Raw genomic sequence first — 25,612 nt, forward strand, 5'->3', positions numbered from 1 at the left:
CATCTCCTTCGGTCGGACTACGCAATCTGCCGGAAATCATTGCTTCCCAGCAGCATTGCGGTCAATTCAAGTTCCATGTCCTGCTCATCAGCAACCTCCATCAAGCGGAACACAGCATCCCGTACCTGCTGCGGAGCGCGGCGGCGTTCCTCCTTGGCGAGGAAGTCTAAAATCATGTCGGCAAGCAGGTCAAACGCGGGGCTTGCTTGTGTGTTAGAGTTGTCAGTTTCAGTCATGAGCGTATCCCTCCGTTTTTATCCTGCTACTTCTTTTTCTGATGCTCGATGATTTCAAGAACGAGCTGGGCTACAGCGGCGGCCAGGTTGATAATCGCTTTTTTCATGGCGATGAATACTCTTCCGACAGCTTTGTAGTGCGGTAAGTTTCGTAACCCGGAACGCAGTCATGTTCTGTATCTGTGAAAAGGCTGCGATCTGCAAGGTTAACAATAAGTTGAACTATTTTCATGATCTTGCTCCTTTCTAAATCTGCGTCACCAAATCTGCCTCTCGGCCCGCACAATCATGTCTCTGGAGCCCGTGACAGGCCCGGGAGATTGCAAGTCCCCCTTGCTGTTTGGCGGACATCACCTTCAAGAGCGAGGGCGGCAGAGGACCTGCGGCGTTCGGCTTCCCGTTCTGTGATCACTTGCGGTTTAGTGGGGCAGAGGGGGGGGGAGAGGAAATTTTTTTCTCCAGCCCCTTTTTTTCAATCTCCTCTCCCTCAAAAAACTTTCGTCTTCAAAATAGTTCTGAAAGTTTCCCCCACTCTCCGCCACTGGCACTGAAAAAGGCTACGCAGAGCTGCTGGGTGACCGCGAAAAGCTTCAGGTCTCGTCGGTCGGGTCTTCCTCGAACAGTTGTGGCATCGTGGAACTCTGCTCGGGGTTCCCTTTGCGTCGTTTTTTTAAGGTAATACCGCTAAAACAGTCGCGGCCATTGCTTTTAGTTTCTGTGTAGTCAATTCGTTCTTCGTCCAAAACATTGCGAAACTCTTGCCAAAACCTTTTGTCACTAAGTTCAGACAACCCCATATGTCGGTTCTCCTTACACCAGCGACCGAACTCTTCTCGTATCTGCTTTCGGAAAGAACCACCAGCGCCTGTAGTTGGTTCAAGGCACTCGGTGACAAACGAAAGCATCGGGTTAATGGTTTCGCGATATTCGGTCAGCACCTGTGTAGCCGCCTGCGAAGAGCTGAAATCATAATTTTGTATCCTCAGCCGCTTCAAGCCTCTCAAAGCAAAATTCAGGATGCCTGGTAGTTCAGCTTCCAGTTTTTCGCGGAGATGTTTGTCAGCCGATTTGCTATTAAACCTCGCACGAAAAGGAAGAATGATCAGTCTTCGCGGAAACGCGTGTGATTTGTCCCTGCTGTACGGAAGCCTGTTTGTGGCAAAAACAAGCTTGCAGATCGGCTCGTACATGAAGCCTTTAGCGTGTTTGACATCCACGTTAATGGGATCGCCGGAAACAATGGCTTTAAAATACTGCGTATTCAGCCCCTTATTGTCAACCTCGTTTTCAGCCGCAAGGTTCAGTATCTTTCCGACTATTTCATGGCGAGCGAAAGGGTTCTCCAGTTCGGCGAGTGGAACGCTGCTTACGTTTGCCTTGCCACAAAGTGCTTGCAGTACACTAAGAAGAACACTTTTGCCGTTACTGCCTTGGCCGTACAAGAGGAAGGCCTTTTCCGCCCGAGTCTCCGCAGTCAGACAGTATCCGAACATTTCCTGAACGATGTTTACAAGCTCCTGGTCCCCTTGAAAGACCTCGTTGAGAAACTTCAAAAATGTTGGACACTCGGCCTCCGGCGTGTAAGAAATCGGTAACTGAATGCTTGAATGATAGCTGTGATCATGCTGCAGCAGTTCAAAGCTATCCAGTGAGAGCATCCCGTTTTCAAGGTTGATATAGTCACGCTGTCCGTCCAGAATACCCAGGTACTCGGCCTCGCGAAGGAGGGCCCCGATGTACTGTTCCTCCAGCTTCTCCGTCCAGAAATCAGGAACGATATCGTGCAGGAAATCCCGCAGTTTACGCTTGACGTTCAGGTCGCTCAATTGATTCCAAATGCCCTTATCGTAAAGGTAGAATCGCTGCCCTTCGGCAATTCCGAATTGAAGCTGGGTCAGTACGTATCGGGCATACATGTTCTCATTCATTCCGACCGGTCTACTGATTCCAAATGCCCTTATCGTAAAGGTAGAATCGCTGCCCTTCGGCAATTCCGAATTGAAGCTGGGTCAGTACGTATCGGGCATACATGTTCTCATTCATTCCGACCGGTCTACTGATTCCAAATGCCCTTATCGTAAAGGTAGAATCGCTGCCCTTCGGCAATTCCGAATTGAAGCTGGGTCAGTACGTATCGGGCATACATGTTCTCATTCATTCCGACCGGTCTGCCGCTATCGTTAATATAAAAGCCTTTTTCCAGAAGCGATTTTCCACCAGCCTGTGTGTAGGCGAAAGTCCGTTTCAATTCCTTGAGTGCCTGCTGAAAGGTTCTAAGCGGTGCATTGGAAGAACGAATTCGCTGTTCTAGACGACCGTAGTCAGCAGGAAACCGATCTTTCAGTGTGAGAAATGCTTGCAGTGCCTGCGTTTCCAAGTGAGCCCCGTGATCCCCGGCTTCCATACGTGCGACTGCCTCTTGTGCCAGTTGTCGGGCTTTGCCTGCTTGATCGGGTTTTAAGAGTGCTGCCGGACTGTTCGCAGCGTTTCCGTCAGTGTCGTGTAGCTTCACTCCGTGGCAGCGTTCGATCTGCTCCAGGCCGCAGCCGAAGGTTGCGCAGCGGGTGGGTCCGGCTTGTTCTTCGTTCTTCTCAAGCAAGCGGATACGTGCTTCACTCTGTTCGTTGTGCTTGACCGAAGCCTCAGAGAACGCCAACGCCGCTTCCGTTTGGCCTGCACGGACGAGCAGACTCATCCAGAGGAACCAATCGTTGTAGCTCAGACCAGTTTCCTGCTGAACCTGCCAGCTTTCGGAGAACTTAGCACAGCCTTCGGTCAATTTACCCAGTGCCTCGTTAACCGGCTTAACGCTCTTTTGGTTCGATGGCACAGTCCGGGAGGTCATCTTTCTAATTAGCCATTCCGGAGCGTATGCACAGTCCATCGTTTCCGGAGAGCAGTTATCCTTCCACCAATATACCTTCCCTGTAGCGTGAATGGAGGGGGGGATGACAGTCTGACATCCTTCCCCGAGTAACGAGCATTCCTGATGATTTCCTCCATCAACAGACTGGGACAGCTTCCGCAAGGTCAATCCTTTGGGTATTTTATACAGAAGCCGTCGCCCACTGCCCGTAGTGAACTCCCAAGTTTCTGGCAAGGCACCACCGCTCCAATCGGCTAGTAACTGTTCTCCGCCTTCCCCGTCTACATCGATCCCCACGAAGCCCGACGCACTTCCCAGAACCAGGCCAATGTTACAAGAGGGCCACCAGTTGAACCAATCGGCTACTTCCTTCGGAGTAGTAGAGGTTCGTTTGGACCAGCCCGTAATCATTGGTCTTTTTCCAGGACTATCTCCCACTAAGTCCGCCGGACTTAGCGGTATCACCGGATACCCTTGCTGGGCAAACCAAAGAGCTGCGGCTTTTCGTTGCTCGTGCGTGTTGCTGTTCTGGATGTAGTTGTCTTGCACGATGTTTTGTCTCCTCTCGCTATCGGTTTATGTCGAACGCAGGGTTTTTCTGCGTTTGGTAAAATGTATAATCGAAGAATTCGAAAATATGCAAAATTCTATGTTACTTTGAAAAAATTCTGAGACCGAGCTTCTGCAAGTGTTGTAAAAACCCTTATTCTAAGCGTATTTCGCCAATGTCTTACGCAAACAGCTACTTTCTGGGAATTTTCTTTTTAAATATCGAATCTCGTTTTAGTAGATTAGTAGTAGCGACAAATAGACACCATTAGTCTCGTTACCGAGTTCAACAGCACATAAAAAGCCGCCTATCCTCGCGAGGGTAGGCGGCTACAACGAGCAATGCATGGTAGAAGGGGAGAAAGCTCAATTAATTTTTGTAATCAACAAAACGGACGATAGAATCGGCTTTGCTGGATACTCCCTGTACGACTTCGATCTTGATGAAGAACGTTTGACCATTTGAAGGCTGTAGGGATTTTCCGGTTTTATCAATCAGGTCTTTAAGGCTTATACTCAAGCCATTCTGGCCTAAAGGAATTTCCAGCGGTGAGGAAGGCGTGTACGAATAGTTTTCTGCCTGAATACTTTTTACGTTAACGTATGTGCCGTTTACGGTGCTATCTGTCGTTCGGCGGCTGGTTATGGTGATCTTGTCGCCAGCCATATTTACTTGCAATCCGTCAATCTTGGTCTTCCACGCTTTCTCCAGTTCAGGGACTACGATATTACCAGAATTGCTTTTCGATTGCTCACTCCTCAAATCATACTCATCCGAAGTTTTAATGAGATTGCCCGCGGCAAGCATTACCACAGGTTCCACAACGGGCTTTCCGAGAGCCGTAGTTAGCTCGATTGTGGTTTCCCCTACAGGTACGCCGTTGACGGTAACTTTATCGCCCTTGGCGACGGGTGCGCTCCCGGCAAAGAATACTTGAAAATAAGTGTCATCAATCCAAGAATTTGAGACAGGTGAGGTCTCGTCACCAGTATGGCCAATCGCCAGCGTCAAGGTCTTACCATTGTCCAGTGTGAACTCTTTTATTTCGTCAATCTTGAGGAACGTCACGTTGACGATGCTGGAATGATAGGCAGACACATTCTTCACAATGTCTTCTGGAGCCGCGGTCTTGGCGATCTTATCTAGGGACAACGGATTACTGCCTGATGCAAAAAATGCATTGGAGTTATTATTGATGACACGTTCACTTTCTGCTGGCAGAGATACATGATAGGCTGCAAGTCCAAATTTCAGGCTATCCAGAGCCGAGTCTCCAGCAGGAGAAACTGCGATTTCGCTGTTTTCGTAATCGTCAGCCTTGACGCCACCCCCAAATGGCGTTTCTTGCACAAGAACGGTGCTGGTTTCGGCATCGTAACCGACGAAATATCCGAGTGCTTCCGCTACTGCGCGAGCGGGCAAATACACGCGCCCATCTACATTTTGGGCTGGAACCTCCAGCTTTTTGAAAAGCTCGCCGTTCAGAAAAATGTCCGTAGCGCCGACACGCAGCTTTACAATCTTGTCTTCCTTGGCAATCGTCACACTTTGTTCGGAGGCATTCCATTGAATATGCTGATCGTCGTTGGCTACGCCGAGGGAGATCAGCAGGTCGCGGAGCGGGATTAAACTGCTTCCGTTGTCAATAAACGGGGTACCGTACTCGAAATGGACATTTGCATTATTGATTTTCATTTTCAGTTCGGCAGCATAAGTGGTGTGCATAAATAGTGTTGATGCAATGATGAAACTTATTATGGCGGAAACAATCTTTTTCATGTAAGTTGCGGCTCCTTTAATTGTAGAATAGTCGTCTATTCAATAAATATTCTACGAGCGATTTTGTCCGTGACGTTGGTTGAAACACCGTCAAATACTTCGCCGGTTACACCTCCGACGAATGGGATTGCTCTGTGCAAGTTAATAACGCCGGTTTTTCCGTACTTGGTGAACAGTTGGAAGCCGACCGCTTCGTTAATTTTTTTGATGCTTTCTGCGGATAGCTTTTTAAGCGCCTGTTCCGAAAATTTTTTGCCGAGCTGGATGCCGACGTCCTTGAGTAATTCGACTACGGTATTTCCGCACAAGCAGGCATATACCACTGTCCTAACCTTATCGTCCTTCACGTCATGTCCTCCCATGATGGCGATAGCGGCAACCATCCGAAGTTGGATATACAGAACGGAAGCAAGATTGGCTGGAATGGCTATCGGCAGTGTCACAGCACCTCCCAATCCGGTAACAAAACCGGAAGTCGCTGAGCGGGCATTTTGCCAGCGAATGAGCAGATTAACCTGATCTCTCAACCCTCCTTTGTATTGGAGGTATTCCTCCGCCAGCTCGTAGGCCGTATTTGTACCTGGAATACCTCCGGTCAGTGCTTTCTCATAGCCCCAATCCAGCGCCTTGTTTATGCTTTGCTGAGTTACACCCATTCAGCGCCCCTTTCTAAGCTCTTGCTCTTTGCCAGCCGCGTTTTATCTGCAAGAACAGCATGCTTCGCAACAACTGGCTAAAGTACAACGGAAGCCCCTTGAATTTCCAGCATCTACTTTTGATTATACAAACTTATAAGTTTTGTATCGACAAATTGAGATACTTTGGTATTCTTCCAAGTCTCTTGTGACTCGCCTAACCTCAAATCAGAGGTGACGACATGCCACAAAGGAAAAAGAATACTTTTCAAGTGCTGGTTGGCGCAAAAATACGCGCGGTTCGAAAGAGCAAGGGGCTGTCTCAGAAGGAGCTGGCCGAGCGGGCGGATCTGATCGACACGTACGTAGGGAGCGTGGAGCGGGGGGAGCGTAACGTTTCGCTGCAATCGCTTGGCAAGATTGCAGGAGCGCTGGGCATTTCGCCGGAGGAGCTTTTTCAGTTTCAGGACGTCGATGTGGAGAATGACCTTTATGAGAGAAAGCAGGCAGTAGAAGCTCACAAGGCGCTGCTGTTGGGCCGGAGCCTACGTGAAATTAAAATGGTGCACCGAATTGTAAAGGACATGCTGGAGACTTTCGACGCAGAGAAAGAGGGTAGGTAGCTACTCCTTCTTCCAGCTCTGCAGCAGAAAGATCATGTCAAGCTGAGTATCATCGAGCTTTCGCTGAATGGAGTTTTCAATGATGCGCAAGGCTGCTACGGTCTCCCTGACAGTCTGCGGGTGCAGCGGCTCGTCAGAGCGGCGCAGGTGACCAAGAAAGACGGCGATCAAGTGCTGGCAGGTGTCCATCTGGCGGAGAAGATCATCCTCCAGCTCAATCATGCGGGTGTGCGTCTCGGCTAAATGATCCATCCGTTATTCCTTCAGTTGTATCTCGGACACTACATAGTCAGGGCTAATTCTCACTGTTTCGCTCATGTAATATTTCCAGAAGTTCATATCGCGAGAAGGATTATTCGCTTGCTTCGTAAAGGCATCAGTAAGATCGGGGTTGTCAAACCTGAAGTAATTGCGTCCCTTAGCAGCCGAAAACAGGGCAATCATGGCGTACTGAAAGCTGGCATAGTTGCTGATTCCAGCCGTGCCGAGCGGTATTCTCTTCGAAATCTCGTCAATAGACATTATCGCAATCTCGTTATCGTCCTCCTCCAGCGTGAGCAGAAGGCAGGCAAAAAGAACATCGGCATTGGCACGGTGTACAATCTTGTTCCGATCAAACCGCCTGGGAGCGAACGTATCCCACGAAAACTGTTTAATGGCGGGCTCAATTCTCCGGCCTGTTGTAGCAGACTTCCCCGAAATAAGCATGTTTCCTCCAAAAACCCGAAGAAATTTGTCCAGCATTCGCTTTCGGTCTCCATCCACTTCGATTTTCGTAGCCATTATGTTTACAAATTCGGTAAAGCCTTGTACATCCCTGACCTGATTAGGACGGCTGTGCCACTCCCAGGAGGACCTTGCCCCGGAAATCAGCAAATTCATCGCTTGAAAATGCTGCCTGTCCATGTTTGCGGCGAGCTCCGGCAGCATCAGGTGCGTTACGAAAGTGACCGGTATGACAAAAGGATAATCCGACAGGCGATGCTGCCAAAAAGCAAATATTTTGGTCAAATCCTGCGCGTCCGCCTGGATAAATTCCTCCCAATGCTCCTGCATTTTGGCAATGACCCTTTTGTGCGTTTTTACGTTGTTGTGCTTTCCGTAATGTCCGTACTTCCATTCCAGCGCATCTTTAATCTGCTCAGGCGTGATCGAAGGGGGAGAAGCAAATATCCGTTTCCATTCCTCGTAGGGCTCGTCCGGATACTGGCTTAGAGGATATTTTGAAAGACATTCATCAAGCTTGCTGTTTATTGTCTGCGCAATAGCTTTCTTTTCTTTTTCACTTAGTGTAAGCACGATAGGGTTACCTCCATCTCTTGAAGCTATTTCTGTGGGAAATAGGATTTGATTTGCTGAGAGCGAAAAATTCGGCTGATTGATGCTGATGCGAAGGACTTTTATTGCGACATTGCGCCAAGTGTGAGTTGTTGAAGTTCCCCTTTGGTCAGAAACGGGTCGTTCAATTGCATAATGAGGGGATTTTTATGAATCTGACCGAGCCATGATAAGGCACTGGTGAGTTCACTTCCCTGGCATTTAGGCTCGTATTCAAAGCATTCGTCTTCCATGAAGAAGTCGGCGCTTTGCCTGAGTTCGTCAACAATCATGCAAAAATCGGTGCCATCGACGTAGGGATTCATTCCTTGGGGGGAGGTTGTCCGCAAGATGACGCGAACGAAATGGGTGGGGAGGGTGGATTGCAAACGCCAGTGGTTGGTTTCTTCGAGTGCCAGTGGCAGGAACGGTGCCGCTGCGCAATCGGCGGCAAATGGTCTGACGGCTGCAGCCATGACCCAAACATGGTCGATAGTGCCAGGGGCGGAGACCGAACTTGACTGTCGCTCGAAAGTTTCTTTCAGTTTTTGAAGGATAAGTTCGTTTCCATCAAGACGGCACCGGCTTCGAAGCCACCTGTCTGTCTCCGGCTGAAGATGGGACCTATCTGCAAAAACGAATACCATGCTCTCGTTATCCAGCATAAATGCGGCTTTGTATATCTGGCAGTTAGGGGCGAGCGTGTGCAACTCGGCGTACTCCAGATGAAGGGATGGGATGGGTGCTGATTCCTGCTGCTCTGGATGGATTGAATCAGGCAGGCGATCTTCTGCTTCCAGTACAAACATTTGGTAGCGCTCGGTTAAGTCGTCATCCGCTTCGTTCGAATCTAGCAACTGTCGGTAATAGCATTCGACGTAGTCGATCGCAGCCACTGAATGGGTGCCGCGGGAACGGATACTGTCGAAGTCCTGTAAGGTTTTGATGGTGTACATACATGAAGCCTCCTTGTAAATAAGATATTGGACGCGTGAAATGGGCTTGTCCAAAATCATAATATTTAATTATAACCGCTTTCAATCCGGTCTGAGGCGGAGAACTGCTATGAAAAACGTTGATTACGGAAGTAAAAGACCCCTATCCAAAATGGATAAGGGCCGACAGGCTTAAATTTGAGGGGAGGAATGCTCATCGAGGGCAGAGACGACAGGAGGGAACTCCTCGTCACTGTCATTGTCAGCAATGACAGAATCATGACCGGAAATGATTACAGACGCAATCTTGCCGCTACCATCGGAAAGATAAGTTACCTCGTCAAACGAGATACTGGTCCTTTGGCTGAAATCCAGCTTAAAGACTTCTGCAATTTCTTCCACAAGATCCTTGCAGTAAATCCCTTGCTTTTTGCCGATTTCTTTCAGGTGGAAGCCTTCTGGGCGGGATGTTTCACAGCCCTTGACGGCAATTCCATTATCGGTAAATGCAAGCTCCACGCACTCTGGAGAACCGATTTGCTGGATGATTTCGGCGGCGAAGACGATGCGATTGCCATTTCTTAAGGTTTTGACGATTGTAAACATGGCATCGCCACCTGCTGTCTTTTTGGTCGGTTTGCTCGAAACCGGCCTGAATCCAAAAGCGCTGAGGTTGCCAGCTTTGGTTTCTTCGTTGGTTTGGTTGTTGGCTGTGTTTGCTTGGTTCATTTCCACGATGTGATCGCTCCTTGTTAGTTGTTGTGGCACCAAGTTCCCATGAAGGGAGTGCAGTGAATGTTGGTACGATTGTATATATATTCTTCATTATGTTTGAGTATGACAAAATATAAAATACTTAAAATCTCCTATGCCTAGTTTTGGTGGGGAATAGAATAAAATGAAAGCAAAGCGGTTATAAAATGAAAGTAAGGGCTGGTTTTAATAGCCAAGGGGAGGCGCAATGTTATGTGGAAAAAAAACGTTAGGCAGGAAGCAAATCTCTTGATGCTAGATGAGCCTTGTACTCGTGCAATGAAATCAAAGTTGCATGAAAGGGTGCCTCGTAGTAAGCACAGCCGCGGAAATCGTAGGAGATAAGGTAAGCATCGACAATTATTTCTTTATTTCGGAAGGGGGTGCCATTGTGCTTAAACCAACATTTTCCTTTACTAACATTGAGTTAAGAGATTTCATCGCTAGAAGCACGGGTATTAATGTCGAAACAGTTCTTCGTGTACTTGAAGCAGAGAATATGTATTTCGCTTCATCTGGAACGATGCACGAGGGTGCTGCTTCAATGATTGATGACAATGACTATTAAGTGTGATATTCTTCCGAAAAAAGGCGAGTTCAATAAAAAATGAGAAAAACCAAGCAGGTAGGGACTCCAACTAAGTACCCGACCTGCTCTTTTTTAATGTTTGTTTTTACTTGTAATCGCATCAAAATAAATATAGCCTTTTGTTTGGGCCGCCCTAACCTTTGAATCTAGCATATCTTTTAAAGAGATATTACCTCCAAAAACAAAGCTCAAGTCACCACCATCAATAAGTATTGTTTTACTGCACTTACCCGCAGTAAGCGCAGCGACGGAATCGCGAGAGAAACCGTTTATTGATACGAAGAAGCCCCGGCCATACATCTTTCCTTCTACTTTATGAGCGAAGTGGAAAAGTGAATCGCTCGCTGTAAGGGCATCGTGCCATTTAGCTTCGACGATATAGTTCTCGCCGTCAAATTTAATGGCTCCGTCGATCTGCTCGCCTTGTATCTTGAACGGTTCTGCTGTTATAAGGCCTTCGTACTCTGCTAGATGCTGAAGCAGCTTTTCTAACCGATATCCCCTCTCTTGAGTAGAAACATTGGCAGAATTAAAGAGTTGAATAAATGAGTCATTCAGATCTGACATTTTGATCTTTTGTCGCTGGTTCGCTCTTGTAGTCTCCTGTTGTCTTCGCTCTTCTTTTGTCTTCGCATCTCGGATTTCTTGTACTTGTTTCAGATGATTAATTTGACGCACGGCTTCGGCTTCATCAAGCTTCTTTATTTTTTTGAAATAGTATGGGTCAAAATGATTCCAAGAAATCAAAGAAGCAAGCATGGCACGGAATTGTCCAATCCCCCCATCATCACGAGAGTGGAGGGACTGGAACACTCGATCAATAATTTGGGACCTACTTAGATTATCCTCGACATAGTTTTTAACTATGGCCAAATCGCGGCTTGTACAACTATTATTTTTGAAAAAGTCGATGATGTGCTCTTTTGGCCAGAAAATTGCCAGTATACAGGTTCTCATTGAGTCTGTTATGTCTTTTGGAAACCGAGCGGTCATGAAAATTTTACAACTCCTCATAGAAAGCTATTATAATAAAATGGTAAAATAGTCCTGAGCGTAAAAGTCTGTTAAAGTAGGTGAGCTAATGACAGTCGAAAATCAGCGACTCTATGATACTATTTTATCAAAAATATACAAGAATTATGAAGATGTAAGCCTAGAAGAATTCAAGCGATTATCAGAAGTTATTTGCAGCAGATATTCCGGTGGTGACCTTATTTTAGATCAATTATCCAATGAAGAATTGATTAGGAATATGGACTACTTTGCAAGGTCGTACTTTGAGCTAGCAAAGTACAAAAAAATATGGGGTGTCGGTTCAAAACACTATATACTCAGCAATTTATATAAATCGAGTCATGGACTAAGCTCAGAGAGTCGAAGAAAGATTTTCATCGAAAAAGAGATGTTTATCGAGCAAGATAACATTGGATTCGGGAATAGATCTGGGTTTGCTCATTTTAAGTTTTTTGTAAGAGCGAATATCCCATACTTACTACTAGTACACGAGTACGGATATAACAGTATTACAAATAAGGTAGAAGAATTAGTGTCCACGATCGACAATGATTTTCTACATGATATCGGTTTTGATGTTATTAAGGATGAAGTGCAGATTTATTACAAGGATACAGGTAGTCATTATGAACAAGTGACGCTTCATTTAGGGATTAAGAGTCCAGAATGGAGAAGTCTTGAAGTTTATGAGCAGGTTTGGTTTGACCAGACCTGGGATACAGTTGGTCACGTGACGGATGAGCGGAGCCAACATGCGTATTTCTTTGAAAAAGGTAAGCAATTCGACGCATATAATTCTATTATGGATATCCTTGCGAACGTCAAAAAAGAGTTAATTATTGTCGATAACTATATTGATTCAAGTCTATTCCTCATGTTGGGGGTTGTACCACCTACCGTTTCAATTTCGATACTAACTTCAAAAATGCACGGAGATGCGTCGGTAGCTATAGAGAAGTTTAAGGCTCAAAGAGGAAATTTTGAGTGGAGTAAAGCAAAGGATTTCCACGATAGATATATATTTGCCGATGAAGGCTGCTATTTACTTGGGGCGTCAATTAAGGATTTTGCCAATAAAGCCACTACTCTGGTAGCAATTAAAGAAAAGCCGGTCATTAAACTAATGAAAAACTACGCAAAGGAGAAGTTTGAAGAGGGATTATCGAGAAAATTCGATTAGTAACCTTCTGTTGCTGTAAGGAAGCACCAATGAAACCGAATAGGAGAGGGAGATCAAGTGCAACAAATAAACTTTTTTACCGAAAATACCGACCAGGAATTAGACAAGGTTATCACGTTCTTAAAGGGTATCCCAAATTTTGAGCGGAAGTTAGGCCGGATACTTAGAAAGTCAATTGATGAGGTCGTAAATGGCAGATATACGGGAAGATACAGCATTGAGCAATTGGATAAAACTGAAAAAACGTACATTGGAACTCGTGTTCAACATATGCTTCAGCATGAGTTGGACTTGCCCTATGGAGAAGTTATGGATGCATTAGTTGATGGGATTGAAGTTGATATAAAGTTCACAATCGGAAAGAATTGGACAATTCCATTAGAAGCGGATGGTCACATTTGCTTGCTTATTTCTGCTGACGATAATAAGTCAATTTTTCAAGCCGGATGTTTGAGAATTTCTTCAGAGGTGTTAAACTCGGGAAAAAATAGGGATAGTAAGAGGACGATTAATGCCGAAGGAAGGGAACTAATTACTTGGCTCGTATCCAACGGATCTTTACCAGGGAATGCACTGCTAAAACTGGACCCTGAAGTAATTAAAAAAGTTTACTCCAAGAAATCCGGACAAGAAAGAATTAATGAGTTATTTCGTTCTTGTCCAGGAATTGTCTTCAATGGCGCAGCAATTGAATCTGTTGCAATGCAAAAGGATTCGTCCAAGCGTGTTCGAGATGCACGTAACATTTGGCTAAAGCCCGAGGGGATTAGTATTTATTCCGGTAAATATGACAATGATAAGTTGCTGGAAAAAGGGCTGAGCCCATTAGAAAAAGATGAGTTCATGTCATTTTATGATCTTGAGAGTGAAACAAACTAGGGACTGTCTCTGACGACAGTCCCTAGTTTTTGTTTAGTGAGCCATACTATAAATCTCTGGAGACTCCTTGATTTCTGTTACAACAACAGACTCAGAGAAGACTTCCTCTATTACTTGCTGTAACAATGTGTTGAATTCTGAGGTTGACATTCGGTTCCTATCTTTTTTCAGTTCTGTTGCCGGAATGCGGTCCAACTGCCTGGCTAGATTATTCGCTACGGCTTGCGCCAACATGGGCGGGACCGCATTGCCTATCTGTCTTGCAATCTCCGTCTTTGACCCGACAAAAATGAATTCATCATTAAAAGTCTGGAGCCGTGCCGCTTCGCGATGGGTCAATGGACGATGGGCTTCGGGATGTAAATAGCAACCCTTCTCAGGCTTAAAAAATTCCGTTCTAATGGTATATGCCGGTTCCTCCCAGCGCAGTCTTCCAAAAACGTCCGTACTCCCCGAAGGTTTCTCCAGCCAACACCGCGGCGTGATCTCCGGCGCTTGCCGCATCAGATCGAACCGGTTTCCGCCCGGCGGAATTAATCGATAGCGCCTGAGCGAAATCTCCGTAGGGTTCCTTCCAAAATGAAGATTCTGGAACTTGTCCGTCTCTTCCAGAGAAGGGGACTCCAATGTCGTTGTGTCAGGGTATAACGGTAAATCTGAGATGGCATCCCTCACATTTCTGCGAACTGTGAGAGGCATCGGAAATGTAGGAAGATGCGAACCCAGCAAACCGATTATAAAAGCTCTCACTCTTCGCTGAGGGACACCATATTCGACGGCCTTGAGTTCCCGGTAGTTTATCGTGTATCCCATTCTCTCGGCAAGAGTTCTTATTGCAATCGCTTCTCTCGATCGCAGCAACTCCGGAACATTTTCTATTACAAATGCAATAGGCTTCACTTGGGCTACAACCCGCATGTACTCTTGCCAGAGTTGATTCATTCGCAGGTGTTCGTCTCTTGGAGAGATCTTGCCCAAAGGCGAAAATCCTTGGCATGGAGGACCGCCAATAATAATATCCGCTTTTAGGCTAACCGTACCGAGTTTTCTGATATCATCGTTGAATACATATCCCGGTCTGGCTATATCCAGCATTTCATTTTGCAGCAGATCGTTTTCGATTATGTGGTGATTAAAATTTTTAGCGTAGGTTAGAGCGGCAGCTTGGTCAAATTCAACTGCAAAAACCGATTTATATCTTCCGGTATTGTTGAAGCCCAAGGAAAGTCCGCCCGCTCCCGAAAATAAGTCGATAGTTTTATAGGTTCTTTTGGACATACTGTCGTTAGCTCCTTTCCGAGATAGTTCAACAAAATTGTATCTTTTATAATAACATATTTAGCGATTTGCTTCCTTACTTAGTTTATCACGGAACAAATGTTCCTGTAAACGAATTTGGAATATAAAGGATTATTTCATCTTTTTGTTAAAAGTTTATATTTTGGATAATGATCACTACTATTCTTTGTTAAATAAAATCCTGGATCAAAAAATAATATAATAAAATTATCCTGGATTAAAAAAATAAATTTCCTGGAATTAAAAATAAATAATCCTGGGGTGTTTACATATCTTTCTATTCCTAATATAATAGGCTCATAGTTTAATATTTCCATTAGGGGGAATCGCACATGGTAGCAGGTACAAATGAAGGAACAAGGCCATTAAGTGAACTAATTTCTCGTGGCGATACAACGGAACTACAAGTAAAGGCGTTTCTTTGTAATAACCTGGGTCATACTACATTCCTTGCAAAAATTCCGATGTATGAATTTTATCGCATGTCTGATGTTGCCAATGAACGTAGTGAGCATGGTGAACCTGTTGCACAGCGTAAACTGGATATAAAGCACGCGACAGACTTGGCCCGCTACATTTTAAAAGGTTTAATAGCGACAACTATTCTTCAAAACAGTGAAGATAGAGGACCTATCATGAAAGCAAGGGAGCGGTTAAGGGAGAAAATTGGGAAGCAGCCGTATCTTGCATTGCAACCGATTGTTGCTAATTTAAGAACAGCTGGTGTTAATGGAATCAATTTAAGAGCTCAGCAACTTGAGACGAAAGATTATGAAGGTATAGGGATTAGACTTTGGCTGGGGCAAAAGGACATTCTCTGGGTAGTTGATGGGCAACATCGTCGAAAAGCAATTCAAATGGTTATTGAATTTTTGGAAGAGGCTAGATTAGAGCAAAAATATCCCCCTAAGAAGCAATCGTTGTTTCCTCATAATAAAGATGACCGAGCAATTCCACATGACGAGCTTTCAGTGTGGATGGAGTGTTATGAACTAACTCGAGGCCATTGTACTGTTAGCGTAGAGACTCATTTGGGCTTAAATATTATTGAGGAGAGACAGTTATTTCATGATTTAAATAACTTGGCGAAAAAGGTAGAAAAGAGTCTGGCATTGGAGTTTGATAGCTCAAATCCAGTAAACGCTTTTATAAAAGAGATTCTAATTGATGGCGGTCTCCTTAAAGTTTCATCGACCGAAAAAGTTGACTGGGAAGATGATGATGGGTCCATGACAAGGAAGGACATTGTTGCTATTAATGCACACTTAATTTTAAATAAATCCAACATTAATGGGGCAGCACCAGCATTGGTGAAGGATCGGCTTGGAGTCGCAAAGCGCTTTTGGGAGGCAGTTGTTCAGATCCCTGGTTTTGGTGAAGAAAAGGCCAAACTTACAACCGTTTCTGCCCAACCAGTCGTTTTAAAAGCAATTGCTAAGCTTACCTATGATTTTGCTTTAGGAAGACAACTCAACGCAGAGCTATTGGACAAGCTATTAGATGGCATTACGGATATTGACTTTAGTCATGATAATCCTATGTGGAGATATTATCAATTAACCAATCAAGAGATCGAATCATATGGTCTAAATGAACTAGGAAAGTATTTACCTGATAATTCTACAGGAAATAGAGATGTGGGTAACTTCGATTCGGAAACAAAACGGATGAGATTCGGAGCTAAGCACAATGATATATACCCAATTATTGGTGATATGATTCGCTGGAAGTTAGGGCTTCCTAACCGTCAGGAAATACGCAATTAAATAAACTCAAAAGTTGAAATGATAAGGGGTGTTTAGGTGGCCGCAATTAATTTATACAAAATCCTTGCAAATAAACACGATGATATCACCGATTATTTAAGAACGAACTATATAGTTATCGGGGAGCGTCAGGTTCAGGTCGATAGTGGTATAGATTCAGAGACGGGAGAAATCATTCAAGAGAATTATCAGTTGTCTCTTTTTTTTGGAGCAGGTACCGATGGCAAACCATTGTCATGGAATTGGGCACTGAACTTGTTTGGTCATCAAGAGCTTTCGACTGATGGAACTCCAAAAGCCGTCATTGTAATTCAAGCAGGGGAAGATAAATTTGCGGTCACCTTTGGACATTCTTACTTTAGAATTGACCAATTTTCGGACAAAGAGTGGGCGTTTGAGTTTGCAAGACGCTTAAAATACAAGAATGTTAGAACTACAGCTGTAACAAATCCTAACTCACAGAGAAATAGGACAATAAACACCTATTTAGAGTATGAAAATCTGGATTTAAGCAGCGGAGAAGCCTTGACAAAATTAAAGGCGAATATTGAGCTGACTGTGGACTTTGAACTGTTCTCTGATGTCATTGAAATTGGAAATTCAATTCGAGTTAATTCGGATAACCTAACGTTAGAAAAGATAGTGAAAATAGTATTGTTTATTGAAGATATTAGAATGAATGAAGAAGTAAAAGTAAAAATTCCTTTCTTTAAAACAGTAAAGGAACAAGAGGAAGTACAGATCCTCAAAAGTCAAATGCTACAGGATTTTGAGAATAATAACATGTCGATTGACTTTTCAGAGTATCAAATTTATGCAACAAGGGTTGTATTCCGAGATAATCACGAGTATGAGTATCGACACAAATATAGGCAGGCTAAATGCGATAAGGTTACTCTTGAATCAGTTGAGAATTTTATGCGAGAACATGAGTTCGGCATAAATAATGACCTCTTGGATATTCGAGTGGCAGTTTTTGAGGATGGACGAAGTATTTATTCTACAACAATTGAAAAGCTCATTTATTACACGCATGAGCAAGCACACGCATTGCTTGCCGACGGCTCATGGTATATATACAACGAAGACTATTTACAATATTTGAAAGACTCAGTAGCAGAAATTTCAGCTGAATATGAGGCACAGTATGACTATAGTCATACTGCACATAACGAATTCCTCGAGGGGATATTTCAAAGCGAACGCGAAAATGGGGAATACCAGGATCTAGATGATAGCGCCATTCGAAAAAAGATATCCCAAAAACACTATAAGGAAAGATACTATAATAACTGGCTTGTTGAGTTAGGATTCTCAAATTTTGATCGGGAATTAGAAGCGTTAGGTAAGCATCGACTTGAAGTTATGGACCTGTATAAGGATAATTCCATGTTTGCTGTGAAGTTCGGGAAGAGTTCGGGGAAGTTATGTTATGCTGTTGATCAATCTATCGAAGCTATTAAGGCTTATCATAGGGGTGACATTGAAATAGAAGGTGAGATTGAGAACGTCTACTTATGGCTAGTCTTGGAACGAGGCGACTTACCATTAATTGACGGACAACCCGATATAAATGACCTGAATATGCTCATCTTGAAGAATAAACTGGATCAATGGAAAAAGGAGGTAAGGTTACTAGGATACCGTCCGAAAATTAAAGTAAATTATGCACGAAGTTAAAGAGGAGAGAGCAGCCATTAGGTTTGAGTCTAATGGCTGTTTTTTGTCAAGTTATTTCAAATTCCTTATAGATAGAGATTAATGGCAAGTTTAAAATACCATGAGTAACTTCACCATACGCACAATAAAGTGGTGCAATAATACAAAAGGCAAATTTATTAAGCACCGCGGTACAGAATTTCGCCTCAGAGATGATATGCTGAACCGTACCACAAATAGTTACAACTTTTCAGAGACTATCGAAGTGAGATTTGTTGTGTATATAGTGGCACAAGAAGTCAAGACAGATTTTTTTAATTTCTTAGTTGTACCCTGAGGGTTGGAATATACGATGGGGCATATATCCACATGTGTATTCTTGTAAACAAACGACTCACAATTGGGTATGTAATGAATGTAGATCGTGTCCATTGGAGGAGGACATGTTCAAGAAAGAACCAGCCTCCTTGTGGACAACGCTAGATCACTATTTGTACACAGAAGCAGGTGTCTGGTAAGCGAGAGATTGATGGGGACGAACATGATTGTAAAACTGAAGATACTGTCCAATCCCGATTCGCGCTTCTCTCGGCGTTGCATAATCCTTGAGATAGACCTCTTCATACTTGACGCTCCGCCATAAGCGCTCGGTGAAAACGTTATCCAGAGCCCGTCCTCGCCCGTCCATACTGATTCGTACCTCTGCTTCTTTCAGAAGGTCGGTATACTGTGGACTGGTAAAATGGCTGCCCTGATCACTGTTGAATATTTCGGGCTTATGGATCTGTAGAGCACGGCTAACCGTATCTAAGACAAATCCAATCTCAAGGCTTTGGTCAAGCTGCCACGCGACGACGTAACGGGAATACCAGTCCAGGACGGCTACGAGATACATCCACCCCTGTTGTAAACGAATATACGTAATTGGAGCCCATAAACGGATACAACGTGTATAACTCATCAATCCGGTGTTTAAGGCGAATCTCCTCCAGAGAGGGAGGGACCGGTTTGTAATACAGACTGGTGCGATTCAAGCTGAGCAGCTCGGTATGCACCGCGAGGGACAGTTCGGAGCCGTTTCGATCAAGCAAAGCGATTCGTGCTTCGCGGGTCGTTTCAGAGGCCAGATTTTTTTTTGAGCCACGCGTTATGCGTCGAGAGCTTCCCGACTTCGGCGTAGAGATCATTGATGGTTTTCTCATATTCGGCTTTCATTTTGGTGATGCCTTTACGGTCATCGACAAACAATTGAGGCAGATTCTGTATCGCTTCTGTTTTCCATCTCTGGAGGACATTCGCGTGAATACTATGCTCAGAGGCGAGTTGGGCAACGGACTTTTCTTCCTTCAACATTTCCAGCACAATTTGTGCTTTTTGCTCGGGTGTGAACTTTCGTCGTATCGTGCTCATACAACTAACTTTCTCCTTTTTTTCTGTCTGAATTTCTTAGTCCATTATACTCCAACACATCGGGATTCCAGGCTTTGTCCGAGGTGTTTCCATCGTGCACATCGCCATAGAGGGGGATGCCGTCGGCGTTGCCGATCAAACCGAACTGGATTTGCTTCGCGCCTCGCCGGTCGCGGCTGTAGCCTTCAACGATGCTTAGTGCCTTACTCGGTTTGGTGTACGCGCCGTAGACGGACATACTCGTCGTATCGCCGTGAAACACACCCATCGGGATACGTTCGTGCTGATACACATGCAACTGAAACGTGGAGTAGACCTGATGGATATCCGCTTCGTATAGCCGGTCCAGGTGGCGTCCGAGTGCGTCGTCGTTGAACCAGGAAGCCTGCAAGCCGGGACGGAGCAGTTGATCCAAATCTTGCTCCGCTGCCCATTTGTCGACATTCATCAAGGCATTTCGGCCGCTCAGCATGTCGAGTACCAGCAACTGAACGGCTTCGCCTGCGGTCGTCCGGCATTGCCGATCCACCGGCACAAGTTCATCCAATTTCCGGCGTAATCCCAGGTCGTTCATGATATCGCTGAGTAACGGCAGATAGCCAACTTCATAGAAATTTTCGATTTGCATGTTCGTCATCCGCCCCTAATCCGACTCACGATTCTTTGACTCTAGCATACAACAAAATTCGCCATTTTCAGAGTCATAGGGGTGCGGAATGTGAGTTATACTTCATGGCAGAGCGTCCTCCCACTATAAAGTAATGTAATCTCCTGTTTTCTCACGTATTCTCAATATTTCAACTTTGATAGCATGAGCNTCAAGATAAGGGAGTGATAATAATCCATGTCTGATTTAAGCAGAGATGAATTGATGCAGGTTTTCAAAAAAGTGAAAAAATCAGTTCGTCAGAGAGCAAGAGAGGCAGGGGCCCCATTATTTTATATGCAAGACGGCCAATACATTCGTGAAGAGCCTAATGGCGAAAAAATCGTACTAAATAAGGGGATAAGCGAAACTGATCCCTATTACAAAAACTAGGATAATACCAGAAGAATGTTTCTTCATCTTAAAATGATGCTATTGCAGATGTAGATATAGACAAGCTGGAACCCTTTTCAGTTGAGGATAATCCTTACGCCTGAAAAGGGCTAATTTTAGAATCTACAAGCCAAGGCTTGTTTAATTGGGGGCAATATCTTGAAAATTTCCTCAGTGATATTGTGTATCGCTTTTATTTCTTGTTCAGATCGTGATTTTAACAAGAAATTATGAAGAGTCAGAATATAACCCTTGTTTGTTTCCTCTTCAGAGATTAAATTCTTGTTCATGTTTTCTAGATTAAGAATCTGTTCGAAACCTGCATCCAATGCTGTGATAATCCGTTCAAGAGAGTCCAAAGAAATATTTCGGCTGCCCCGTTCAACTGCTCCAACATATTGGTACATCAGTTGTGCCTTTTCGGCTAATTCGACCTGCGTTAGTCCTTTTTCCTTTCGAATAGATCTTATTTTTTTACCGATAAGTTTTCTGAAAGTATCCATTTTTCCTCCTCCCACTATAAAGTAATGTAATCTCCTGTTTTCTCACGTATTCTCAATATTTCAACTTTGATAGCATGAGCGATAATAGTGGAGAATGTTGCCTAAGCAACTGACTGAAGTCAGAGCGTAGGCGGGAATAGAGCTTAGGATGTCATTTTCCAAAACTGTGAATGATTTGTATGATCGCACAGTTGAATATCCACATTCACCCTCGGGGTTTACCCTCCCATGTCACGCTGGGTCTATGCCCTCACATTCCTTCGTTCTACCTCTCAAGGGGTGGATGCCGATTCTTGCTCCTTTACGGGGTCGTTGCCCTTATGGAATGTAGTCCTTCGGCTGCTCCAGTGCTTCCGTTGTCTTCGCTAATGTCGAGTTTACCGTGATTAACAGGTCATGCTTTGATTAAGCTGCTACTTGCATCTGAGCCTGACGAACCGGCCCTATTACATCATTTGCATCGTATTCTTTCTGCTGTGTTCCTAACGTAAATAGAATTCGGATGAGCTTTCCACATAACGCAATGATGGACTGTTTCTTCTTCAGCGGGTTCTGACTTCTCGTCGTATAGTAATGATGAAGCGCCTTGAATGCAGGGTTTTTAGCCACCATCGGCATCACGGCCCGAAACAGCAGAGCTCGTAGACGCGAGCGCCCTCGCTTGCTGATTCCGGTCCTGCCCTTTCTCTTGCCGGAGCTGTTCTCTTTCAAGTTCAGACCGGCTAAACGAATGATTTGCTGCCCATGGTCGTAGTTGTGGATATCTCCAACCTCACCCAGAAACCCTGCTACCGTCACCACTCCGACGCCTGGCGCCGACAACATCTGTGCAGTGCCCGGAATACTCTCGAGGATCTCCAGCACCTTTGCCATGGTCGTCTCGAGTTGCTCGCTAAACAAGTCGTATTGCTGCAACAAGACGGCCAGTTCAATTCGAGCTGCCTCTACGCCCTCTGTTAGACCGATCGAGGTGGAGGCTGCTTCCACGAGTTTCTCAGCTCGCTTTATCCCTACTCCACGTTTCACTTCTGTCTTCCAATGCTCTAGGACGACCCTAGCGCCCTTAACCCTAATTTCAGCGGGCAGCGGGAACTCTCTGAGCGTCATAAGCGATGCCTTGCCTTCCCAGACTTTGAAGACGTTTGTGTACTCCGGGAAGAAGCGGTCAAACCAATTAACGATACGGCCTTTAACTTGCGTTAGGCTTACCGACATCTTTTCTCGGAGATTCATTAGAATCCGGAGATCTGCATACTCTTTTGTCGGCAGATTCGGCTCAGAGTACTTTCCGTTGCGAATGAGATCGGCGATGACTTTCGCGTCCTTGTAGTCGCTCTTCGTCTGCGAGTTGTCTTCTAACTCTTTGCTTTTATTGACGTGGTGCGGGTTAACGACGACGATTTTAATGCCTTGCTCCTTCAGGTACGCTGCTAACGGGAACCAGTAGTGTCCCGTGGGCTCAATTCCGAAGACAATCTCCGTTTTGGCATGGACTTTTTTAAGCTCCTTCATCCATGTCGCAAGCTTCGTCAGTCCGCTCGCATCATTGTGGAACGCACAGTCTTTTCCGAGTTCAATGCCGCGGAAATCCACTGCCCGGGCTACATGAATCCTCTTGGCGATATCCGCCCCGACGACCAGTGTCGATTCGGTAATTTGTGTAATCCGTTGATTCTGTTTCTGTTTTAGCTTATGCTTCATGTTGAGTGCCTCTTTCGTATGTGGGATTGTTCTTGCCGGAACGTTTCCCAGTATATAAGAGGTGCTTTTTTCGTTCAAAGCTCAAATTACTTCATTACAGGAATGGCTCCTTTTAATTAGGGCATGAATGTGATCGCATTCGAGACCCAGCATACAGGAGGCGCTTTTTTCTTTCAAATCTCAAATTAATTCATTACAGGAATGGCTCCATTGCTNTCATGTTTTTATTTAAAAAAGACATAGTTCAACTAAGGGTTAATGCCATCTTCAGCTTTTCTTCAAGGATCATGAATCCGGAAACCTTGGTATATGTGAGATGAGCATGCCGATTTATAAATTTCTCTCTGAGACCTGGAGGGAAGGGTTAAGTTTTCAAGGAGCATTTTTTTGAGTAAAGAAAAGCTTTCCCAGGATGGGTGAGCGTAAAGCTCTGCTTACAACAACCCGCATTAAAGCAAGCAATAGCTCGGTTAAAGAACCAGGTCGTTTTCTTGCCCGATTGTTTGTAAACCATAGCTCGGCGGGACGATCCCGGCTATGTTATGTGCACCTATCTGCCGTGCCAGCGGTTGTCGCCCATAATGAGCTTTGTTTGGTGAACTTATGGGCTTCACCGAACCCTAATTTAGCGAAGATACGCTATAAGCCTGAAGAATCAGTAAAAAAGAGAATATATATAAAAAGCCAAGAAATTTTGTCTATGTAGACATCATTTCTTGGCTTGGAAGTGCACGAATAAAATATAAAAAGCCCTTTGGCTGGTTAGTCCTTTGACTTCACAAGGAATAACTTGCCCAAGGGCTTAGGGTTCATAGAGAACATTAAATAATCAATCCAAATAGGAATTAAACACAGTCTTCCCTAAGGAAGAATTTAAGGCTTAGAATGACTGCTAGCGCCTGCCGGCAGTGGAGGGAAAAGAGTAAAGTAGGTTATAGGGTCAATATATACCAATAAGAAATGGAATGCAAGCTATAATTCAATAAACCTGCAGCTTTTTTTATATATATTTTAGCTAGTATTATCAAGTTAATATAGGGTGACTTTAAGTCACCCAGTGGTTACTCTAAGTCACCCAAAGGTGACCTTATCTTGGATAGAGATGCCTCTGGGTCACCTTATCCTTTAAATAAACAGATTTTCTGATCAAAATATACCACATAATTACATTTGTGTTGGAAAATCATATCGATTTATCGTTTTTGTATCCACCTTAGGGTGACTTTAAGTCACCCTAAGGTGATCTTAAGGCCATCATACCTTCCGATTTATAATTTGAAGTCAACAATCTGCTAAAGAGAAGGAATTATGTTGAAAAGACTCGAATTATGAAGTAAACGGAATGATCTGAGATGGGGGATAGATATTGATGGCAGTTAATATTAAGAATGAAATTGGACATTTAACTGCAATATGTAAAGAAATGAATTCTGATACTATTCTATTTAGTTTTGAACATAACAGAATAAGAGGTAGTGTAATATTTTTTTTGAATAGCTTAACATTTTTATTTGGAATAAAAGACTACAATGTTGGTTGGCTGGCTCCTGTTACAGACGGGATCCTTTCTGGAATGCTTCCAACAGATGTGTTTAAAAAAATTAAAGATATGCTAGACGTTGTAGAATATGTAAAAACTGATAGAGGGGAATATGCCAAACATTCGACGGCAGGCTTATTCCAAACTATCAGTACAAGAATGAGAATTATTCAAACGGATGAAGTTATGATCCCATCCGACGAAGATTTGATTGAATCCATAAGAAAAACACGAACTAGTGATAAAAATTATGATAAAGAAGGAGAGCTTCCGTTTTTTAAAACTTGGTCAAGAAATACCAATAGAGGGAGAGTTAAAGTAGAGAATCTAGAGAAAACAAAAAGAGTATTCGGAAAAGTGATTGAAAATCATTGCAGAAAAAACAACATCAGTTCAGTTTGGTCCGCTACACCAACAGAAAGAAGTTTGCTTTTTAGAAAGAGGGCTGAAGAAATCATAAACCAAATATAAAAAATTATATAAAGTAAAGGAAGATGCCCATGCCGGTTTACAATAAACTTGTTCGTGACCTTATTCCTCAAGTGATCAAGTCGTCTGGTAAGGAATGTCGTACACGTATTTTGGAGGAGGAAGAGTATAAAAAAGAACTTGTCGTAAAGCTTACAGAAGAGTCAGAGGAATACTTTTCCGCCCAAGGCCCAATAGAATCTTTAGAAGAACTTGCAGATATACTCGAGATCATTCGGGCGTTGGCTACCGTACATGGTGCAACGTGGGAACAACTTGAAACCCTGAGAGAGCAGAAGGCCGAAGCACGTGGTGGATTTCAGGATCGGGTGTATCTAATCGATGTCGACGACAACGCTTAATGCAAAACTTATTAAAAGGATTTTGCGGACTAGTAGAACGCTCCTGAAATAACGTTGTAAACTTAATGCTCTAGCCCATAGCTCCAACGATGGGGCACCGGNAATTAGGGCATGAATGTGATCGCATTCGAGACCCAGCATACAGGAGGCGCTTTTTTCTTTCAAATCTCAAATTAATTCATTACAGGAATGGCTCCATTGCTGAAAAAACCGGGTTAACGAAAGGTTCGATCACTAGAATTAGCAAAAAACTAATAAAGCTTGAGATGATCAAGAGGCAGCAGATTAATGACAATAAGAAAGAAGTGTATTATAGCCTGACTCCAAAAGGCCAAAAGGTTCATCACATTCACAATCGAATCCATCGTGAGATTGAAGAACGATTCATGACCTTTTGGTTAAATACACAGACGAACAGCTTGTTTTTGCAAGAAAGCTAATGCAAGACCTGGTGGAGTGGGATTATTAAAATTGGAAGCGAACATTTCAACCCGCAAAGCCTTAGGGCA

The 25,612-nt window shown here is 44.1% G+C and carries 23 protein-coding genes and 2 pseudogenes; 10 read left to right on the forward strand and 15 right to left on the reverse strand.

The features are described 5' to 3' along the window. Window positions 1–17 precede the first annotated feature (17 nt). From AC6ROY_RS11325 to AC6ROY_RS11345, 5 genes are all read right to left on the reverse strand, one after another. Window positions 18–236: a hypothetical protein gene (locus AC6ROY_RS11325; RefSeq protein ID WP_500100522.1), complete on the reverse strand. Its 219-nt coding sequence runs from the start codon at window positions 234–236 to the stop codon at window positions 18–20. Window positions 237–826: 590 nt separating this feature from the next. Continuing rightward, on the reverse strand, window positions 827–2,164 hold the full coding sequence (locus AC6ROY_RS11330) for a DNA primase family protein (protein WP_500100523.1): 1,338 nt from the start codon (window positions 2,162–2,164) through the stop codon (window positions 827–829). A gap of 125 nt (window positions 2,165–2,289) precedes the next feature. Continuing rightward, window positions 2,290–3,651, reverse strand: coding sequence for a bifunctional DNA primase/polymerase (locus AC6ROY_RS11335; RefSeq protein ID WP_500100524.1), 1,362 nt, complete (start codon window positions 3,649–3,651; stop codon window positions 2,290–2,292). Between the two features lie 370 nt (window positions 3,652–4,021). Continuing rightward, window positions 4,022–5,431 carry a copper amine oxidase N-terminal domain-containing protein gene (locus AC6ROY_RS11340; RefSeq protein WP_500100525.1) on the reverse strand — a complete coding sequence of 470 codons (1,410 nt, stop codon included), beginning with the start codon at window positions 5,429–5,431 and terminating at the stop codon, window positions 4,022–4,024. Window positions 5,432–5,466: 35 nt separating this feature from the next. Continuing rightward, on the reverse strand, window positions 5,467–6,087 hold the full coding sequence (locus AC6ROY_RS11345; RefSeq protein ID WP_500100526.1) for an EcsC family protein: 621 nt from the start codon (window positions 6,085–6,087) through the stop codon (window positions 5,467–5,469). A gap of 221 nt (window positions 6,088–6,308) precedes the next feature. On the opposite strand from AC6ROY_RS11345, the gene AC6ROY_RS11350 reads away from it, so the two are divergent. Further along, entirely contained in the window at window positions 6,309–6,689 is a 381-nt protein-coding gene (locus AC6ROY_RS11350) for a helix-turn-helix domain-containing protein (protein ID WP_500100527.1), read from the forward strand. On the opposite strand, the gene AC6ROY_RS11355 is transcribed toward AC6ROY_RS11350, so the two are convergent. The 4 genes from AC6ROY_RS11355 to AC6ROY_RS11370 all read right to left on the reverse strand — a co-directional run bounded on the left by AC6ROY_RS11355 (window position 6,690) and on the right by AC6ROY_RS11370 (window position 9,676). After that, complete coding sequence (locus AC6ROY_RS11355; protein ID WP_500100528.1) at window positions 6,690–6,941, reverse strand: hypothetical protein; 252 nt, start codon at window positions 6,939–6,941, stop codon at window positions 6,690–6,692. It abuts the gene before it with no gap. Between the two features lie 3 nt (window positions 6,942–6,944). Then, window positions 6,945–7,988, reverse strand: a complete 1,044-nt coding sequence (locus AC6ROY_RS11360) for a hypothetical protein (RefSeq protein ID WP_500100529.1) — start codon at window positions 7,986–7,988, stop codon at window positions 6,945–6,947. A gap of 101 nt (window positions 7,989–8,089) precedes the next feature. Beyond that, entirely contained in the window at window positions 8,090–8,962 is an 873-nt protein-coding gene (locus AC6ROY_RS11365; protein WP_500100530.1) for a hypothetical protein, read from the reverse strand. Between the two features lie 171 nt (window positions 8,963–9,133). Beyond that, window positions 9,134–9,676: a hypothetical protein gene (locus AC6ROY_RS11370; protein ID WP_500100531.1), complete on the reverse strand. Its 543-nt coding sequence runs from the start codon at window positions 9,674–9,676 to the stop codon at window positions 9,134–9,136. A gap of 409 nt (window positions 9,677–10,085) precedes the next feature. Here AC6ROY_RS11370 and AC6ROY_RS11375 point away from each other — a divergent pair, with 409 nt between their 5' ends. Continuing rightward, window positions 10,086–10,262: a hypothetical protein gene (locus tag AC6ROY_RS11375; RefSeq protein ID WP_500100532.1), complete on the forward strand. Its 177-nt coding sequence runs from the start codon at window positions 10,086–10,088 to the stop codon at window positions 10,260–10,262. Window positions 10,263–10,355: 93 nt separating this feature from the next. On the opposite strand, the gene AC6ROY_RS11380 is transcribed toward AC6ROY_RS11375, so the two are convergent. Then, window positions 10,356–11,276, reverse strand: coding sequence for a restriction endonuclease (locus AC6ROY_RS11380; protein ID WP_500100533.1), 921 nt, complete (start codon window positions 11,274–11,276; stop codon window positions 10,356–10,358). A gap of 88 nt (window positions 11,277–11,364) precedes the next feature. Here AC6ROY_RS11380 and AC6ROY_RS11385 point away from each other — a divergent pair, with 88 nt between their 5' ends. Both AC6ROY_RS11385 and AC6ROY_RS11390 read left to right on the forward strand, forming a co-directional pair. Beyond that, window positions 11,365–12,477, forward strand: coding sequence for a hypothetical protein (locus AC6ROY_RS11385; RefSeq protein WP_500100534.1), 1,113 nt, complete (start codon window positions 11,365–11,367; stop codon window positions 12,475–12,477). A 57-nt stretch (window positions 12,478–12,534) separates the two neighbouring features. Beyond that, window positions 12,535–13,356, forward strand: a complete 822-nt coding sequence (locus tag AC6ROY_RS11390; RefSeq protein WP_500100535.1) for a NaeI family type II restriction endonuclease — start codon at window positions 12,535–12,537, stop codon at window positions 13,354–13,356. A gap of 33 nt (window positions 13,357–13,389) precedes the next feature. Here the strand turns inward: AC6ROY_RS11390 and AC6ROY_RS11395 are convergent, their stop codons facing one another. Beyond that, on the reverse strand, window positions 13,390–14,634 hold the full coding sequence (locus tag AC6ROY_RS11395) for a DNA cytosine methyltransferase (RefSeq protein ID WP_500100536.1): 1,245 nt from the start codon (window positions 14,632–14,634) through the stop codon (window positions 13,390–13,392). Window positions 14,635–14,987: 353 nt separating this feature from the next. Between AC6ROY_RS11395 and AC6ROY_RS11400 the strand changes: the two genes are divergently transcribed. Next, window positions 14,988–16,421, forward strand: coding sequence for a DNA sulfur modification protein DndB (locus AC6ROY_RS11400; RefSeq protein WP_500100537.1), 1,434 nt, complete (start codon window positions 14,988–14,990; stop codon window positions 16,419–16,421). 36 nt (window positions 16,422–16,457) lie between these two features. Further along, the gene (locus tag AC6ROY_RS11405; protein WP_500100538.1) at window positions 16,458–18,101 is read left to right on the forward strand and encodes a DUF6119 family protein; all 1,644 of its coding nucleotides are present in this window, start codon (window positions 16,458–16,460) and stop codon (window positions 18,099–18,101) included. Window positions 18,102–18,567: 466 nt separating this feature from the next. On the opposite strand, the pseudogene AC6ROY_RS11410 reads toward AC6ROY_RS11405, so the two are convergent. Both AC6ROY_RS11410 and AC6ROY_RS11415 read right to left on the reverse strand, forming a co-directional pair. Further along, window positions 18,568–19,490: pseudogene (locus AC6ROY_RS11410) on the reverse strand (IS3 family transposase). 49 nt (window positions 19,491–19,539) lie between these two features. Beyond that, a pseudogene (locus AC6ROY_RS11415) lies at window positions 19,540–20,118 on the reverse strand (IS1634 family transposase); the annotation flags it as partial. 216 nt (window positions 20,119–20,334) lie between these two features. Between AC6ROY_RS11415 and AC6ROY_RS11420 the strand changes: the two are divergent. Next, window positions 20,335–20,529 (forward strand): hypothetical protein, encoded by a 195-nt coding sequence (locus AC6ROY_RS11420; protein WP_500100539.1) that lies wholly within the window; start codon window positions 20,335–20,337, stop codon window positions 20,527–20,529. A 116-nt stretch (window positions 20,530–20,645) separates the two neighbouring features. Here the strand turns inward: AC6ROY_RS11420 and AC6ROY_RS11425 are convergent, their stop codons facing one another. After that, window positions 20,646–21,032 (reverse strand): helix-turn-helix domain-containing protein, encoded by a 387-nt coding sequence (locus tag AC6ROY_RS11425; RefSeq protein WP_500100540.1) that lies wholly within the window; start codon window positions 21,030–21,032, stop codon window positions 20,646–20,648. Between the two features lie 405 nt (window positions 21,033–21,437). Further along, window positions 21,438–22,733: an IS110 family RNA-guided transposase gene (locus AC6ROY_RS11430; RefSeq protein WP_500100541.1), complete on the reverse strand. Its 1,296-nt coding sequence runs from the start codon at window positions 22,731–22,733 to the stop codon at window positions 21,438–21,440. 1,369 nt (window positions 22,734–24,102) lie between these two features. Between AC6ROY_RS11430 and AC6ROY_RS11435 the strand changes: the two genes are divergently transcribed. From AC6ROY_RS11435 to AC6ROY_RS11445, 3 genes are all read left to right on the forward strand, one after another. Beyond that, window positions 24,103–24,744, forward strand: coding sequence for a DUF6037 family protein (locus AC6ROY_RS11435; protein ID WP_500100542.1), 642 nt, complete (start codon window positions 24,103–24,105; stop codon window positions 24,742–24,744). A 29-nt stretch (window positions 24,745–24,773) separates the two neighbouring features. Continuing rightward, window positions 24,774–25,103, forward strand: a complete 330-nt coding sequence (locus AC6ROY_RS11440; protein WP_500100544.1) for a nucleoside triphosphate pyrophosphohydrolase — start codon at window positions 24,774–24,776, stop codon at window positions 25,101–25,103. An 89-nt stretch (window positions 25,104–25,192) separates the two neighbouring features. Further along, a complete protein-coding gene (locus AC6ROY_RS11445; protein WP_500100545.1) occupies window positions 25,193–25,543 on the forward strand; it encodes a MarR family transcriptional regulator in 351 nt (116 codons plus the stop codon). The last annotated feature ends 69 nt before the right edge of the window (window positions 25,544–25,612 follow it).

This window comes from Paenibacillus sp. sg306046, assembly GCF_059821225.1.

Coding starts and splice junctions, on each gene's coding strand:
- AC6ROY_RS11325 (WP_500100522.1), bottom strand. CDS start 236: ATGACTGAAACTGACAACTCTAACACACAAGCAAGCCCCGCGTTTGAC.
- AC6ROY_RS11330 (WP_500100523.1), bottom strand. CDS start 2,164: ATGAATGAGAACATGTATGCCCGATACGTACTGACCCAGCTTCAATTC.
- AC6ROY_RS11340 (WP_500100525.1), bottom strand. CDS start 5,431: ATGAAAAAGATTGTTTCCGCCATAATAAGTTTCATCATTGCATCAACA.
- AC6ROY_RS11345 (WP_500100526.1), bottom strand. CDS start 6,087: ATGGGTGTAACTCAGCAAAGCATAAACAAGGCGCTGGATTGGGGCTAT.
- AC6ROY_RS11350 (WP_500100527.1), top strand. CDS start 6,309: ATGCCACAAAGGAAAAAGAATACTTTTCAAGTGCTGGTTGGCGCAAAA.
- AC6ROY_RS11355 (WP_500100528.1), bottom strand. CDS start 6,941: ATGGATCATTTAGCCGAGACGCACACCCGCATGATTGAGCTGGAGGAT.
- AC6ROY_RS11365 (WP_500100530.1), bottom strand. CDS start 8,962: ATGTACACCATCAAAACCTTACAGGACTTCGACAGTATCCGTTCCCGC.
- AC6ROY_RS11380 (WP_500100533.1), bottom strand. CDS start 11,276: ATGACCGCTCGGTTTCCAAAAGACATAACAGACTCAATGAGAACCTGT.
- AC6ROY_RS11385 (WP_500100534.1), top strand. CDS start 11,365: ATGACAGTCGAAAATCAGCGACTCTATGATACTATTTTATCAAAAATA.
- AC6ROY_RS11395 (WP_500100536.1), bottom strand. CDS start 14,634: ATGTCCAAAAGAACCTATAAAACTATCGACTTATTTTCGGGAGCGGGC.
- AC6ROY_RS11400 (WP_500100537.1), top strand. CDS start 14,988: ATGGTAGCAGGTACAAATGAAGGAACAAGGCCATTAAGTGAACTAATT.
- AC6ROY_RS11420 (WP_500100539.1), top strand. CDS start 20,335: ATGTCTGATTTAAGCAGAGATGAATTGATGCAGGTTTTCAAAAAAGTG.
- AC6ROY_RS11425 (WP_500100540.1), bottom strand. CDS start 21,032: ATGGATACTTTCAGAAAACTTATCGGTAAAAAAATAAGATCTATTCGA.
- AC6ROY_RS11430 (WP_500100541.1), bottom strand. CDS start 22,733: ATGAAGCATAAGCTAAAACAGAAACAGAATCAACGGATTACACAAATT.
- AC6ROY_RS11435 (WP_500100542.1), top strand. CDS start 24,103: ATGGCAGTTAATATTAAGAATGAAATTGGACATTTAACTGCAATATGT.
- AC6ROY_RS11440 (WP_500100544.1), top strand. CDS start 24,774: ATGCCGGTTTACAATAAACTTGTTCGTGACCTTATTCCTCAAGTGATC.